Here is a 14,389-nt window from a genome sequence, read left to right as displayed (position 1 = left end):
ATCAGCTCCTCCCGACGAGTCCGACGCGGTTGATGATGGTGTCGAGCATCTCGTCGACGGCGGTCAGCACGCGCGCGGCGCCCTGGTACGCGTGCTGGTAGCTCAGCAGGTTCACGTTCTCCTCGTCGAGGTCGACCCCGGCGCTCGACTGCTGCTGCGTCCGCGCGTTGGTCAGGGCGAGTCCGGTGAGCGTCGATTCCGACGCAGCGGACCTGGAGGCGGTGCCCACCCCCGCCACGAACGTCGCCCAGGCACCGTCGGCACCGTCGGACGCCGTGCCGAGTCGCGAGAGCGCGTCGGCGAACGAGTCGTCCAGTTCCCCCGCCGCGTTCCGCGTCGCCAGCCCGCTGCCGTCCGTCGGGACGACGCCGAGGCCCTGCGCGGCGGGGACACCGGCGGTGAGCGAGAAGAACGGGGTACCGGTCGCACCGGACGAGGTGGTGCCGGTCGCGTGGACGGCGTTGACCGCGGTCGCGAGCTTCGTCGCGACCTGGTCGTACGACGCCGAGGCCTCGGCCAGGGCGCCGCCGGTGCCGTCCGCGGTGGCGGGTGCGAGCAGCGAGAGGTTCCCGCCGATCGAACCGCCGGACAGGGAGACCGCGCCGGCGGTTCCGGAGGTCCAGGCGAGGGTCACCGCGGCGCCGTCGGCCAGACGCTGCCCGCCGCCGAGCGCGAGCGAGCGCGCATCGGTGCCCTGCACGATGGCGTTGCCGCCGATGAGGACGTCGACCGTGCCGTCGGAGTTCGACCGGACGGTCCCGCCGGCGAGCGACGAGATCTGCTCGGTCAGCTGGTCGCGCTGGTCCATGAGCTCGTTCGCGTTCCCGCCGGAGGCGAGCGCGGTGCGGATCCGGCCGTTGAGGGCGGCGACCTGCGACGCCGCGTCGTTGAGCTGCTGCACCTGGCCGTCCACGGTGTCGCGGACGCTCGACCACTGGGCGTCGATGGCCTTCGAGCCGCTCGAGAGCGCACTCGCGACGGTCTTCGCGGCGCCGATCACCGCGCTCGCGGCGCCGGGGTCGTCGGGGTGGGCGGAGAGCTCGCTCCACGAGGACCAGAACGCGTCGAGCTTCGTCGCGAGGCCGTCGTCGCCCGGCTCGTTCAGCCCGGTCTCGAGGGTGGAGAGCGCCGTGGCACGGGCGTCCGCGTAGGCCGAGGACCCCGCCGCCGCGCGGACGCCGGCGTCGAGCGTGAGGGACGCCAGGCGGGCGATGCCGTCGACGGAGACACCCTGCCCGGCGAGCGCCGCGGTGCCGCGCATGAACCCGGTCTGGGCGGCCGGGATGGACGTCTGCGTGATGCGCTGGCGGGTGTACCCGGTGGTGCCGGCGTTGGCGATGTTCTGCCCGGTGACGTCGATGCCGGCGCGAGCGGCGGCGAGGCCGGAGTACGCGGTGGCGAGGGATCCGAAGGTGCTGACCACGGTGCTACAGCGTCCCCTCGAACAGCCGCGCGCCGTCGGAACCCGCACCCGAGGTGCCCGAGGCGTCGTAGGTGGCGGCTCCGGTGACCGCTCCGGCGAGGGTCTCCTCCGTCGCCTGCGCGGCAGCACGCAGGAAGCGGTCGTTCTCGTCGCGGAGCGCCCCGATCTGCGTGGTCAGCTCGACCATGGCGGTGAGGTGCGCTGCGAGGATCTCGCCCCAGGGGCCGCTCGGTGCGGCGGCGACGACCTCGCGCAGGGGAGCGTCCGCGGGCACACCCCACTCCTCGGCGACCTCGGCGCTCGACGCGGCGCGTTCGAGTCCGGCGCTGCGGAGGCGCTCGAGGACCTGCTCGACCTCGCGGCTGGCGTGCGAGACCCAGCGGGAGCGGCCGGCCGCGAGCAGCAGCTGTTCCTCCTCGAGCTTGAAGGTGAGCAGCTCGAGCAGTTCGCGTTCGCGCCAGAGCACGGCGGACAGTTCGTTCACGCTCATCAGCTCCTCCCGGTGGGTCTGTCGTTCATCCTGCGGACACCGGGACCTATCGGACCCGCGGTGCCGGACGTAAGGACGGCGTCGCCGAGCGCGCGTGGCGGACACGAGCCGCGCCTCCCGGAGACGCCCCCGACCAGGGGACAGGAACGCCCGTTCCCCGCCGCGGGTCCCCTCAAATGCCGACGCGGAGAACGCATTCTCACCCCCGCACTGGGGACGGTTGAAGACTCTGACAGGGCTTTGTCAGCCGATACATTCGAACCGCACCGCGGGTCTGGTCGTTCCAGGGAACACCGTCCCCGCACCGCGTCGCAGGGGCGCGGATGTGCACCACCCGGAGGGAACCGGGTGGGTCTTCGGCGTACGCACCGGCCCCTCCGAGGCCGGTGTCCGCCGCGCCCACGGACGGGTCACGCACGTCGAGCGACCAGGGGATCAGCATGGACCGGAACGACCGCAACGCGATGATCGTGGAGCACCTCCCGCTCGTGGGGTACATCGTCGCGGACGTCCGGGCCCGTGCCACGCACCTCGACCGCGACGACCTCGCCGCCGTCGGGTCGCTCGCACTCGTCGCCGCGGCCGAGGCCTTCGACCCCGGGCTCGGCGTCCCCTTCGGCGCCTACGCCCGCACCCGCATCACCGGAGCGATCGCCGACGACATGCGTTCGGCCGACTGGGCGTCCCGCGGCACCAGGAAGCGCATCCGCGAGACCCTCGCCACGCAGGAGGCCCTGTCCGCCCGGCTCGGTCGGACCGTGGGCGTGCAGGAGATCGCCGAGGCCATGGGGGTCGACCGCCAGACCGCCGCCGACGCGATGAGCGACGCCGCCCGCACCGTGACCCCGATCGACGAGACCGTGCACGACACCCTCGCCGCCGACCTGCCGCTGCCGGGCGAGGACCTGCTCGAGGCGGAGCGGCGCAGGTACCTCCGCGCCGCCGTCGAGGCGCTGCCGGAGCGGATGCGGTACGTGGTCGAGAGCGTCTACTTCGGCGACCGCTCGGTGACCGAGGTCGCCGCCGAACTCGGCATCACCCACTCCGCCGTGTCGCAGCAGCGGTCCGAGGCGATGCGCCTGCTCCGGGACGGCCTCGCCGCGCACTACGGCGACGAGGGAACGGCCGTCGAGCCGGCCTCGCGGACCACCGCCGCACGCCGGAGCGCCTACCTGGCACGGGTCGCCGCGAACGCCGCAGCGGGCGTCGCCCGAGCCGTGCACGATGCCACCACGGGGCCGGCCGTGGCGGCGAGCTAGAAGTCGACCGGCGCAATCCGGTCGATCACCTAACGGCTCCGGCCGACCGGCCGAGAGTCACCAGTGTCAGCCCACGGACGGGCGGACGTACGACCCAGATTTCACGGAGGAAACCACCATGGGTATGTCCATCAACACCAACCTCTCGGCACTCAACACGTACCGGAACCTCAACTCGACGCAGAACGACCTGTCGAAGTCCCTCGAGAAGCTCTCGAGCGGCCTCCGCATCAACCGTGCTGCCGACGACGCGGCCGGTCTGTCGATCTCCGAGGGGCTGAAGTCCCAGGTCGGTGGCCTCACGGTCGCCGCCCGCAACGCACAGGACGGCATCTCCGTCGTGCAGACCGCTGAAGGTGGCCTCACCGAGACCCACTCGATCCTCCAGCGCATGCGCGACCTCGCCGTGCAGGCCGGCAACGACTCGAACAACGCGGACTCCCGCACGGCGATCTCCACCGAGGTCGGGCAGCTCCAGCAGGAGCTCGTTCGCATCTCGAAGTCCACGAACTTCAACGGCACCTCGCTGCTCAACAACAACGACACGCTGAAGTTCCAAGTCGGGGCGAACGCCGGCACCGACAGCCAGATCTCGGTTGACCTGTCCGGGGCGAACGTCTCGGCGATCGCGTCGAAGCTGACCGTGGGGACGAGCGGTTCCACCGGCACGCAGTTCACGATCGCCGACGTCGCAGACCTCGGCGGCAAGGACCAGGCGTTCAGCGTCACGAACGGCAACGAGACCAAGACGGTCGCCGTCACCGGTCTGGCGGTGTCGTACGACAGCGTGGACAAGTACGCCGAGGACCTGTCGAAGAACGCCGACTTCTCGGCGAACTTCTCGGTCTCCGTCGAGCACGACGCCAACGGCAAGGGCACCGGCATCGTGGTGTCCGCGATCAACGGCGGCACCGTCCAGAACACGGTCGCGACCGGCAACGGTCTCGCCGGTGGGACGGTCGGTACCGCTGCTGCCGACGGCGCGATCTCCTTCGCCGACGCGGATTCCGCGCAGAAGGCGATCACGGTCATCGACCAGCAGATCAAGGCGGTGTCGACCGCTCGTTCCAACCTCGGTGCCATCCAGAACCGCTTCGACCACGCCATCAACGTGACGAACGTGGCCAAGGAGAACCTCACTGCTGCGCAGTCCCGCATCACGGACGTCGACATGGCGGAGGAGATGGTCAAGTACACGCGCGACAACATCCTCAGCCAGGCCGGCACCTCGATGCTCGCGCAGGCGAACCAGAGCACGCAGAACGTCCTCTCGCTGCTCCGCTAATCGGGGCGGAGGCCACCTCCACCGGACCGTTCGAGTGTCCTGCGGGGATGGCCTCCACCCTTCCGCCAACTGACTGCACCGATCGCACCGGGAGACCAGCATGACCACGACGTCAGCGACGAGCGGTTCCCTCGCCATCGACGGCCTCGTCAGCGGCCTGGACACCACGAGCCTCATCAACTCGCTCATGACCATCGAGCAGGTTCCGCAGACCCTGCTCAAGAGCAAGGTCACCTCGACCAACTCGTTCATATCGTCGCTGCAGACGATCAACGGGCTTTTCCAGACCGTGGCGACGAAGGCCACCGCCGCCTCGTCTGCCACCTCGCTCGCGCTCTTCACCGCGTCGAGCTCGGCGAGCAGTGTCACCGCCACGGCCAGGTCGACGGCGGCGATCGGCTCCGTCGCGTTCACGGTCGACGCTACGGCGGCCGCGCAGGTCGGCGTCACCGCGGCGATGTCGGAGTGGTCCGGCTCTGCTTCGCCCCTGACGCTCGTCAAGGCGGACGGCACGAACATCGCGATCACCCCTGCGTCCGGCTCCCTTGACGACACGGTGTCCGCGATCAACAAGGCCGCTGCCGGTGTGACCGCCATGAAGGTCGCCGCCGGCACCGCATCCGACGGCACGAAGCTGTACCGCCTGCAGGTGTCGTCGAACACGACCGGGGCCGCGAACGCGTTCTCGCTGTACCGCGGCACGGCCGAGGACGTCGCTGTGGGCACCGCCACGGACGTCTTCTCGGAGACCGGCGCCGCGGTCGTGCGCCAGGCGGCGGACGCCTCGGTGACGCTCTACGCCGGCACCGCGGCCGCACAGACGATCACAAGCGGCACGAACACCTTCGCCGATCTGCTCCCGGGGGTCGGCGTCACGGTCTCCCGGACCTCGACGGACCCCGTCACGGTGACGGTCGGGCAGGACACGACGAAGGCCCAGGCCGTCGCGTCCGGACTCGTCGACGCGTTCAACGCCGTGCTGTCGTACTACGGCTCGAACACCTCGGTGACGAGCACCACGAGCGTCACCGACGGCACGACGTCGACCACGGCCGGTGTGCTCCTCGGAGACGCCACCACCCGGGATGCGGTGCAGCGGCTCGGATCGGCGATGTCGAACCCGGTCGACGGCAAGTCGCCGTCGTCGATCGGTCTGACGATCCAGAAGGACGGCACGTTCTCGTTCGACGCGGATGTCTTTCAGGCAGCCCTCACGAGCGACCCCGAGAGCACGCAGGCCATCCTGTCCGGGGTCGCCACCAACGTGGCCTCGGCCGCGAACGCCGCGTCGGACAAGTACACCGGCTCCATCACCACCTCGATCACCGGACAGCAGTCGGTGGCCAAGGACCTCAACGACCAGATCGACGCCTGGACCGACCGGCTGACGCAGCGCCGGGCGACGCTGCAGGCGCAGTACACCGCGCTCGAGACCAGCCTCAGCACGCTCCAGTCGCAGTCGAGCTGGCTCACCAGCCAGCTCTCGACCCTGACGACCTCGAGCTGAGGCGAGGAAAAACGATGAACGCCTTCGACCTCCAGGCCGCCGCCTTCCGGCAGGCCGCCCAGCCCCGCACCGTGACCGACCAGCGTCGCGCGCAGTACACGAACGAGGCCGTGCTCTCCGCGACGCCGGCACAGCTCGTCACGATGCTGTACGACCGGCTGCTGCTCGACCTGCACCGTGCCGAGGCCGCGCAGACCGGCGCCGACTGGGACGCCGCGCGCGAGCAGCTCCTGCACGCCCAGGCCATCGTCGGTGAACTGTCCGCCACGCTCCGCATCGACGTGTGGGACGGCGGCGAGGGGCTCCTCGCGATCTACAACTACGCGTCGACGTCGCTCATCACCGCGAACGTGCACCGGGACGTGCAGGCGACGCGGGACTGCATCCGGATCCTCGAGCCGCTGCGGCAGTCGTGGCACGATGCCGCCGCCTCCCTGCCGGCGACATCGGCGGTCCAGCACCCGACGGGCGGTGCGCTCGGTGTCGCGTGACGCGTGGGAGGCGGTGCTGACCGACCTGGAACAGGACGTTGTCCGCGCGACCGGCGCCGCGTGGACGGAGCCGACCGGGCTGGGACCGATCCCGCGTGACCTGGTGGGTCGTGCCTCCAGGCTGCTCGCCGCGCAGCGCGACCGCATCGCGACGCTCGAGGCCGACCGGCGTACGACCGCCGAGCACCTGGGCGCGCTCCGTGCGGTGGAGGCGACCCGGGAGCCGCGCGGGTCCGTGTACCTCGACGCGTCGGCCTGACGGGCGGGCCCGGCCGGAGCTGGCGGTTCGGTGCGCGTGCATCGGCCGACATCGCGCGCGTCGATCGACGGGTGCCGTGTCGGAACATGCACGCGTAGTGGGTGCGTGCGCATCGTTCGACAGCGCACGTGTCGATCGACTCGTGCAACGTCGGAACATGCGCGCGAACAGTCCCGACGACGACGACGCCCCCGCCCCGCCCCCCGTTCGGGGCGAGCGCTAACGGCCCCCACCACCCGGCCGACAGCCCCACCTGAGCACGGATCGCTCACCAGTTCGGCCACGGATCGGCCACCGCCATCGCGCGACGTCAGGGGACGTCGCGCTGCGAGGGGATGACCGTGTTCGATTCCGTGACGTCGGCGGCGCTGCAGAGCGCGCTCGACGGCCTGTCGATGCGCCAGCGGGTGATCGCGAACAACATCGCGAACATCAACACGCCGAACTACCACGCCGAGAAGGTCCAGTTCGAGGACGCCCTCGCTTCGGCGATCGTCGACGGCGACGGCAGCACCACGCCGACCGTGGCGCGGAGCCTCGAGCCGACGAACACGAACGGCAACAACGTCAACCTCGACGAGGAGACGCTCTCCAACGTCGACACCGTGCTCCGGTACCAGTTCGCCACCCAGGCGATGAACTCAGAGCTCACCAGCGTCCGTGCGGCGATGCGGACCACCTCGTGACCACCTTCGACGCGATCGGCATCGCGAGCACCGGCATGACCGTGCACCGCAAGTGGCTCGACGCGGTCTCGGACAACATCGCCAACGTCAACACGGCGAAGTCGATGGACGACACCGCGTTCCAGGCCCGGTACGTCGAGGTCCAGGAGGGCGCCGCCGTGTCCGGCGCCTACGTGAAGGGCGCGTCGTTCGGCAGCGCCGCCGGCCGCGTGACCTATGACCCGGACAACCCGCTCGCGAACGAGGAGGGCTACGTCCGCATGCCCGACATCGACCTCGGCACGCAGATGGCGGACCTCATCATGGCCCAGCGGGGCTACCAGGCGAACGCCGCCGTGGTGGACCGCGCGAAGACCGCCTACGAGGCGGCACTGCAGATCGGGAAGAACTGATGCCCATCGACGCCGTGAACGGTGTGACCACCAACGCGATGACGAACGCGCTGACGAGCGCGACCGGGACGTCCAGCGACAGCACGACCACCGGTGCGGTCGGGGCGACGAGCACCGACGGTTCCGGCTTCGCCGCGTCGCTCGGCAACGCCGTCGACGGCCTCCAGCAGTTGCAGAGCGACTCGAAGACCCTCGCGCTCAAGGCCGTCACCGGCAACCTCGACGACATCCACGACGCGACCATCGCCGCCACCCGCGCGCAGGTCACGCTCGAGCTCGTCTCCGCCGTCCGCAACAAGGGTGTGGACGCGTTCAACGAGATCATGAGGATGCAGGCCTGATGCCGGTCGCCCTGAAGAACGTGTTCGCCCGGCTCGGCGCGTACGTGCGCGGGTTCTCCGCCGCGCAGCGCACCATCGCCATCCTCGTCGTCGCGGCCCTCGTGCTTGGCGGCATCGCGCTCGCGAGCTGGCTCGGCAAGGCGTCGTACTCGCCGCTCTTCACCGGACTGGCCGCGGCCGACGCGGCGAGCGTGACCGACCAGTTGCAGACCGACGGCGTGCCGTACCAGCTGACCGACGGCGGCGCGACGATCCTCGTGCCGCAGGGGTCGGTGTACTCCGAGCGGCTCAAGGCGGCGTCGAACGGTCTGCCGTCGTCGAACGAGGGCGGGTACTCGCTGCTCGACAAGATGGGCGTGACGAGTTCCGAGTTCCAGCAGGACGTGACGTACAAGCGGGCGATGGAGGGCGAGCTCGCGAAGACCATCGGCGCGATGGACGGCGTGCAGACCGCCACCGTGCAGCTCGCGATCCCGGAGAAGACCGTGTTCGTCTCCGAGGAGAAGGACCCCACCGCCTCGGTGTTCATCGCGACGAAGAACGGCGCCGAGCTCAGCACCGACCAGGTCCAGGCGATCGTGCACCTCACGAGCGCAGCCGTCGAGGGCATGCAGCCCACCGACGTCTCGGTCGTCGACTCGAAGGGCCAGACCCTCTCCGCAGTGGGCACCGGTGCGACCGGCGGCGGCGCGGACCAGGCGGCCGACTACGACGCGGCGACGAGCAAGAAGATCCAGGACCTGCTCGACACGACGCTCGGCGCGGGCAACGCGACCGTGGTGGTCTCCGCGACGATGAACCAGAACACCGGCACGCGGACGTCCGAGTCGTACACGACCCCGACGACCGGTCCGGTGGCGCTCAACGAGTCGAGCACGACGGAGCAGTACGGCTCCGGGTCCGGCGCGTCGAGCGGCGCCACGGGCGTCCTCGGTCCGGACAACATCGCCGTCCCGAACGGCACGGCGACGACCGGCACGGGCGACGACGGGTACACGAACGAGTCGGCGACGAAGAACAACGCCGTCGACCACACCACCGAGACGACGCAGATCCCCGCCGGCTCGCTGCAGAACCAGTCGGTCTCGGTCGCCCTCAACGCCAAGGCCGACACCGTCAAGAACGCCAACCTGCAGAGCATCAACGACCTGGTGTCGCGGGCGGCGGGCGTCGACACGGCCCGCGGCGACAAGGTCGCCGTCGCGATGATGGACTTCGACACCAGCGCCGCGGACAAGGCCACGAAGGCGCTCGAGGCGCAGCAGAAGGCCGACCAGCAGGAGTCGCTGTGGTCGGCGATCCGCACCGCGGGCATCGTCGTCGGCAGCCTGCTCGCGCTCATCGCGATCATGGTCTTCGTCGCCCGCCGGAGCCGGAAGCAGGAGCGCGAGGCCGTCGACCTCGGCGAGTTCGACGCCTTCTCCGGCGAGACGTTCCAGCTGCCGCTCGCCGTCGACGGCGCCGCCGACCGGAGCCCCCTGCAGGCCGGAGACGCCCCGACCGTGGCACTCCCGACGATCCCGCACGACGACGCCCCGACCGAGGTCCTCACCACCGAGGAGGTCACGGCCGAGCGTCGGCGGCAGGACATCTCCGCCCTGGCGGAGCGTGACCCGAAGCGCACCGCGGAGCTCCTCCGTGGGCTCCTCGACGACCGGGCACCGGTGTGAGCGGCCTCACACCGAGCGTCGGCGGCGTCGGCGGCATCGGCGGCGGCGCAGGCGGGAGCACGGACCGTGCCCTGACCGGCGCCCAGAAGGTCGCGCTCATCCTCATGCAGATGGAGACCGACCGTGCCGCCGAGGTGATGAAGCAGTTCACCGAGATCGAGGCGGAGGAGATCTCCGCCGAGATCGTCCGGATGCGCCGCGTCGAGGACACCGTCGTCGACCGCACGCTGACGGAGTTCCACCGGATGACCCTGAGCGGCCGCATGCAGAAGCGCGGCGGCAAGGAGACCGCGCTCGGGCTGCTCGAGGCGTCGTTCGGCGCCGAGCGGGCCGCCGGGGTGATGGACCGCCTCGCGTCCAACCTGGCCGGCCAGTCGTTCGACTTCCTCGACGACGCCGAGCCCGGCCAGGTCGTCACGCTGCTCGAGGGGGAGCTGCCGCAGACCATCGCCCTCGTGCTCGCGCACCTCAAGCCCGCGCAGGCCAGCGCCGTGCTCGCCGGGGTGGACGAGCGCGCCCGCACCGACGTCGCGCAGGCGTTCGCCACGATGGGCTCCGCCACCCCGGAGGCCGTCGCGATCGTCGCGGGGGTGCTCCGGCAGCGCGCCGGCGCCGTCGTGTCCCCGCGCGAGAGCGTCGAGGTCGTCGGGGGCATCCAGCCCCTCGTCGAGATCATCAACCGCTCGGACGTCGCCACCGAGAAGGCCGTGCTCGAGGGCCTCGAGGCGCGCGACCCCGAGCTCGCCGAGGACATCCGCTCCCGCATGCTCACGTTCGCGGACATCGTGAAGCTCGAGTCGCGCGACATCCAGCAGGTGCTCCGCGGCGTCGACTCGAAGCTCCTCGCGACCGCCATGAAGGGCGCGGCAGCGCCGGTCATCGAGACGATCCGCGCGAACGTCTCGGAGCGCAACCGCGAGCTCCTCGACGACGAGCTGCAGGCCATGGGCCCGGTCCGCGTGTCCCTCGTCGAGGAGGCCCGCGCCGAGGTCGTCCGCTCCGTGCGCGAGCTGGAGGCGCAGGGCGTCATCACCGTGCACCGCGCCGAGGAGGACGAGCTCGTTGACTGACACCGTCGTCCAGCGCGTCGCGTTCCCGGTGATCGGGGACGCGTCCGGACGCGAGCGCACCGCCGGCGCCGACGTCCGCGGTCACGCCGCCGGGTACGCCGCCGGCCTCCGGCAGGCGCAGGCCGAGACCGACGCGCTCCGAGTCCGGCTCGAGGCCGAGTCCGCCGCCCGGGTCGCCTCGATGCAGGCCGACACGGCGCGCCGCATCGCGGTGCTCGACGCCGCCACGAACGCCCTCCTGTCGCAGGTGACGCCGGTCTTGGAAACGGCCGAGCAGTCCGTCGCGGCCGCCGCCGTCGACCTGGCCGAGGCGATCGTCGGGTACGTGATCCGCGCCTCCAGGCGGTCCGACCCGTCGGCTTCCGGTCCGGTGGACGCCGCGGCGGACGGTCGGGAGGCGCGGCGTCCGTCCGGCGCGGAGGCCACCGTGATGCGCGCACTCGCGTCCATCGACCGCACGGTCGCCGTCGCGATCCGGCTGAGCGTCGCCGACGCCGCGCGGGTCGCCGACCTCGAGCTGTCCGTACCGGTCGTCGCCGACCCGGCGCTGCGCGACGGCGACGCCGTCGTCGACCTGCCGGACGGCCTGCTGGACGCCCGGATCGCCACCGCACTCGACCGTGCCCGCACCGCGCTGGAGGTCGCCTCGTGACCGCCGCCCTGCTCCGACCGCGCGGCCTCGACGACGCGCTCCGGCAGGCCGCACCGCAGCGCGTCGGGGTCGTCACGAGCGCCGTCGGACTCGGCCTCACGATCGCCGGGCTCGACGCCCGCGTCGGCGAGGTCGTCACCGTCGGCGCCGAGGGCGGGCCGCAGACCCTCGTCGAGGTCGTCGCCACCGACGTCGCCGGCGTCCGGTGCATGCCGCTCGGCCGACTGACCGGGGTCACCGCGGGAACACCGGCGCGCCCGACCGGTCGTCCCGTGCTCGTGCCGACCGGCGCCGGACTGTTCGGGCGGGTGCTCGACGGGCTCGGGCGGCCGATCGACGACCGCGGACCGCTCGACAGCGATGCCCGGGTGCCGCTCGACCACGAGACGCCGAACGCCATGGCGCGCACGCGCATCGACACGCCGATGCAGCTCGGGGTCCGTGTGCTCGACACCCTCACGACCGTCGGCCGGGGGCAGCGCATGGGCCTGTTCGCGGGCTCCGGCGTGGGCAAGTCCTCGCTGCTGTCGATGATCGCCAGGGGGAGCGACGCCGCCGTCAACGTGATCGCCCTCGTCGGGGAGCGCGGGCGTGAGGTGCGCGAGTTCCTCGAGGACGACCTCGGAGCCGATGGCCTCGCGCGCTCGATCGTCGTCGTGTCGACATCGGACGAGCCCGCGCTCATGCGTCTGCGCGCAGCGTTCGTCGCGACCCGGATCGCCGAGTCGTTCCGCGACGCCGGGCAGGACGTCGTCCTCATGATGGACTCGCTCACACGGGTCGCCATGGCCCAGCGGGAGATCGGCCTGTCGGTGGGGGAGCCGCCGGCCACCCGGGGCTACCCGCCCTCGACGTTCTCGGTGCTCGCCGGGCTGCTCGAACGCGCCGGGACCGACCGGGTTGGCAGCATCACCGGGCTCTACACCGTGCTCGTCGACGGGGACGACCACAACGAACCCATCGCCGACGCCGCCCGCAGCATCCTCGACGGCCACGTCGTGCTCGACCGGAAGCTCGCGGTCACCGGGCACTTCCCGTCCGTGGACGCCCTCGGCTCGGTGTCCCGCGTGGCGTCGAAGGTGACGACCCCGGGGCAGCGCGCCGCCGCGACGACCCTGCGGAAGGTCATGGCCGCCCGGAAGGCGGCGCAGGACCTGCTCGACGTCGGGGCGTACCAGCGCGGGACGAACCCGCTCGTGGACGCCGCCGTCGACCACCAGGACGCGATCGACGCGTTCCTCCGGCAGGGCATGGACGAGCGCACGACCGCGGCGTCGTCGTGGCGTGCGCTCGACGGTCTCGTCCAGATGCTCGGAGGTGCTGCCTGATGGCCCGCCGCTTCCCGCTCGCCGGACTCCTCCGCCTGCGGCACGCCGAACAGGACCGCGCCGCAGCGGCCCTCGCCGCCGCGAACGAGCGCGTGCGCGACGCCGCGGACGCCCGGATCGCCGCTCGCCGGACCCTGGCGGACGCCGAAGGGTCCCAGCCGATCCAGGACGCTGCGACGCTCAGCGCGGTCGCCGCAGCACGCGCCGCGACCCGCGGGATGCTCGAGGAGCTCGACGCCGTGGTCCGCAGCCGCCGTGCCGACGCCGACCGCGCGCAGGACGAGTACAACGGCGCCCGACGGTCGGCCCTGGGGCTCGAGAAGCTCGAGGACCAGCACGAGGAGCAGCAGGTCGCCGAGGAGCTCCGCACCGAACAGAACGCCCTCGACGAGATCGCGGCACGGAGCCGCGCGGAAGGTGGTGCCCGATGAGCGTGGACGCCGTGCTCTCCCGGATCTCCGAGATCCGCACCCAGATCGATGCCCTGCGCAGCGGGACGACCGCCACGACGGCGACCGCTTCGACGTCGTCGAGCGACACGTCGAGCGCCTTCGCCGACGCCCTCGCGTCCGCGACCGGCACGGCCACGGGCACCGCGTCGACCGCGGCCTCGGGCGTCCCCACCGCGACGTCGGTCGACGCCGGTGCGGGGACCATCGCCACCGGGAGCGGTGCCACCGGCGCCGACGTGGTCGCGGATGCGAAGAAGTACCTCGGCGTGCCCTACGTGTTCGGCGGCACGACGACGGCGGGCATGGACTGCTCGGGCCTCGTGCAGACCGTCTTCAAGGACCTCGGGGTGACCATGCCCCGGGTCGTGCCGGACCAGGCGAAGATGGGCGTCGAGGTCGGATCGCTCAAGGACGCCCAGCCCGGGGACCTCATCATCCCCAAGGGCGAGGGACACGTCGTGATCTACGTCGGGGACGGCAAGGTGCTGCACGCGCCGAGGCCGGGCAAGGACGTCCGGATCGTCGACAACTGGTACAAGGACTCGGACATCGCCACGATCCGGCGCATCGTCCCGGCGCAGGCCACCGCGACCACGGCGACGACGGCGGCCGCTGCGGCGTCGAGTGCGACGGACCTGCAGACCGCGGCGCTGCTGTCGCTGATGAACTCCGGGAGCGCGGCATGACCATGACGATCACGACGCAGACCCTGCCCTCCGCGCAGACGAGGGCCGCGGGCACCTCGGACGGACCCGGCTCCGCGGACTCCTTCGGCGCCGCCCTGGCCGCCGTCGGGGAGGACACCGGCCGCCGCACCCCCGCGACCGCCGACCGCGCCGCCGAGCACTCGACGCGCGACCGAACGGGCCGCGCGGGGAACCACTCGCCCGCTGACCGTCCGGTCCGGGACCGCGCCGGCGGTGACCGTGCGGGCCGTGGCCATGCCGGCGGTGCTCCGGCCGACCGGTCATCGGCCGACGGTACGACCACCGGCACGCCGACCACGACCGCCCCCGCGACGACCGCGCCCGCGACGACCGCCGATCCGACGCCGGCGACCTCCGCGGTGGTCCCGGGCGCGGTG

17 protein-coding genes are annotated in these 14,389 nt (G+C 71.9%); 15 read left to right on the top strand and 2 right to left on the bottom strand.

The window, feature by feature from the left end:
• Nucleotide 1: 1 nt before the first annotated feature.
• Both flgK and HP507_RS02715 read right to left on the bottom strand, forming a co-directional pair.
• The gene (gene flgK, locus HP507_RS02720) at nt 2-1,423 is read right to left on the bottom strand and encodes a flagellar hook-associated protein FlgK (RefSeq protein WP_175350320.1); all 1,422 of its coding nucleotides are present in this window, start codon (nt 1,421-1,423) and stop codon (nt 2-4) included.
• 4 nt (nt 1,424-1,427) lie between these two features.
• Nucleotides 1,428-1,913: a flagellar protein FlgN gene (locus tag HP507_RS02715; protein ID WP_175350319.1), complete on the bottom strand. Its 486-nt coding sequence runs from the start codon at nt 1,911-1,913 to the stop codon at nt 1,428-1,430.
• 440 nt (nt 1,914-2,353) lie between these two features.
• Here HP507_RS02715 and HP507_RS02710 point away from each other — a divergent pair, with 440 nt between their 5' ends.
• The 15 genes from HP507_RS02710 to HP507_RS02640 form a co-directional block, all read left to right on the top strand.
• Nucleotides 2,354-3,172 carry a sigma-70 family RNA polymerase sigma factor gene (locus HP507_RS02710; RefSeq protein ID WP_175350318.1) on the top strand — a complete coding sequence of 273 codons (819 nt, stop codon included), beginning with the start codon at nt 2,354-2,356 and terminating at the stop codon, nt 3,170-3,172.
• 118 nt (nt 3,173-3,290) lie between these two features.
• Nucleotides 3,291-4,457, top strand: a complete 1,167-nt coding sequence (locus HP507_RS02705) for a flagellin N-terminal helical domain-containing protein (protein WP_175350317.1) — start codon at nt 3,291-3,293, stop codon at nt 4,455-4,457.
• Nucleotides 4,458-4,557: 100 nt separating this feature from the next.
• A complete protein-coding gene (gene fliD / locus HP507_RS02700; protein ID WP_175350316.1) occupies nt 4,558-5,964 on the top strand; it encodes a flagellar filament capping protein FliD in 1,407 nt (468 codons plus the stop codon).
• 14 nt (nt 5,965-5,978) lie between these two features.
• Nucleotides 5,979-6,455 (top strand): flagellar export chaperone FliS, encoded by a 477-nt coding sequence (locus tag HP507_RS02695; RefSeq protein WP_217508421.1) that lies wholly within the window; start codon nt 5,979-5,981, stop codon nt 6,453-6,455.
• Nucleotides 6,445-6,714 (top strand): hypothetical protein, encoded by a 270-nt coding sequence (locus HP507_RS02690; RefSeq protein ID WP_175350315.1) that lies wholly within the window; start codon nt 6,445-6,447, stop codon nt 6,712-6,714. Before HP507_RS02695 ends, HP507_RS02690 begins: the two co-directional genes overlap by 11 nt.
• Before the next feature lie 341 nt (nt 6,715-7,055).
• On the top strand, nt 7,056-7,400 hold the full coding sequence (locus tag HP507_RS02685; protein ID WP_175350314.1) for a flagellar basal body rod protein FlgB: 345 nt from the start codon (nt 7,056-7,058) through the stop codon (nt 7,398-7,400).
• 35 nt (nt 7,401-7,435) lie between these two features.
• The gene (locus HP507_RS02680; RefSeq protein ID WP_217508425.1) at nt 7,436-7,792 is read left to right on the top strand and encodes a flagellar basal body rod protein FlgC; all 357 of its coding nucleotides are present in this window, start codon (nt 7,436-7,438) and stop codon (nt 7,790-7,792) included.
• Nucleotides 7,792-8,133: a flagellar hook-basal body complex protein FliE gene (gene fliE / locus HP507_RS02675; RefSeq protein WP_175350312.1), complete on the top strand. Its 342-nt coding sequence runs from the start codon at nt 7,792-7,794 to the stop codon at nt 8,131-8,133. The genes HP507_RS02680 and fliE overlap by 1 nt, the downstream gene beginning before the upstream one ends.
• Nucleotides 8,133-9,803 carry a flagellar basal-body MS-ring/collar protein FliF gene (gene fliF, locus HP507_RS02670; protein ID WP_175350311.1) on the top strand — a complete coding sequence of 557 codons (1,671 nt, stop codon included), beginning with the start codon at nt 8,133-8,135 and terminating at the stop codon, nt 9,801-9,803. Before fliE ends, fliF begins: the two co-directional genes overlap by 1 nt.
• Nucleotides 9,800-10,873: a flagellar motor switch protein FliG gene (gene fliG, locus HP507_RS02665; protein WP_376984263.1), complete on the top strand. Its 1,074-nt coding sequence runs from the start codon at nt 9,800-9,802 to the stop codon at nt 10,871-10,873. The genes fliF and fliG overlap by 4 nt, the downstream gene beginning before the upstream one ends.
• Nucleotides 10,866-11,525 carry a FliH/SctL family protein gene (locus tag HP507_RS02660; protein ID WP_175350310.1) on the top strand — a complete coding sequence of 220 codons (660 nt, stop codon included), beginning with the start codon at nt 10,866-10,868 and terminating at the stop codon, nt 11,523-11,525. The genes fliG and HP507_RS02660 overlap by 8 nt, the downstream gene beginning before the upstream one ends.
• A complete protein-coding gene (locus HP507_RS02655; protein ID WP_175350309.1) occupies nt 11,522-12,853 on the top strand; it encodes a FliI/YscN family ATPase in 1,332 nt (443 codons plus the stop codon). Before HP507_RS02660 ends, HP507_RS02655 begins: the two co-directional genes overlap by 4 nt.
• Nucleotides 12,853-13,284 (top strand): flagellar FliJ family protein, encoded by a 432-nt coding sequence (locus HP507_RS02650; RefSeq protein ID WP_175350308.1) that lies wholly within the window; start codon nt 12,853-12,855, stop codon nt 13,282-13,284. Before HP507_RS02655 ends, HP507_RS02650 begins: the two co-directional genes overlap by 1 nt.
• Nucleotides 13,281-13,991 (top strand): C40 family peptidase, encoded by a 711-nt coding sequence (locus tag HP507_RS02645; protein ID WP_175350307.1) that lies wholly within the window; start codon nt 13,281-13,283, stop codon nt 13,989-13,991. The genes HP507_RS02650 and HP507_RS02645 overlap by 4 nt, the downstream gene beginning before the upstream one ends.
• Nucleotides 13,988-14,389: hypothetical protein (locus HP507_RS02640; protein ID WP_217508419.1), on the top strand; the 402-nt coding region annotated here is incomplete at its 3' end. The genes HP507_RS02645 and HP507_RS02640, both read left to right, overlap by 4 nt.

It is taken from the genome of Curtobacterium pusillum (assembly GCF_013359865.1).
Lineage (GTDB): Bacteria > Actinomycetota > Actinomycetes > Actinomycetales > Microbacteriaceae > Curtobacterium > Curtobacterium pusillum.
This window is presented reverse-complemented; position numbering and strand designations above follow the sequence as displayed.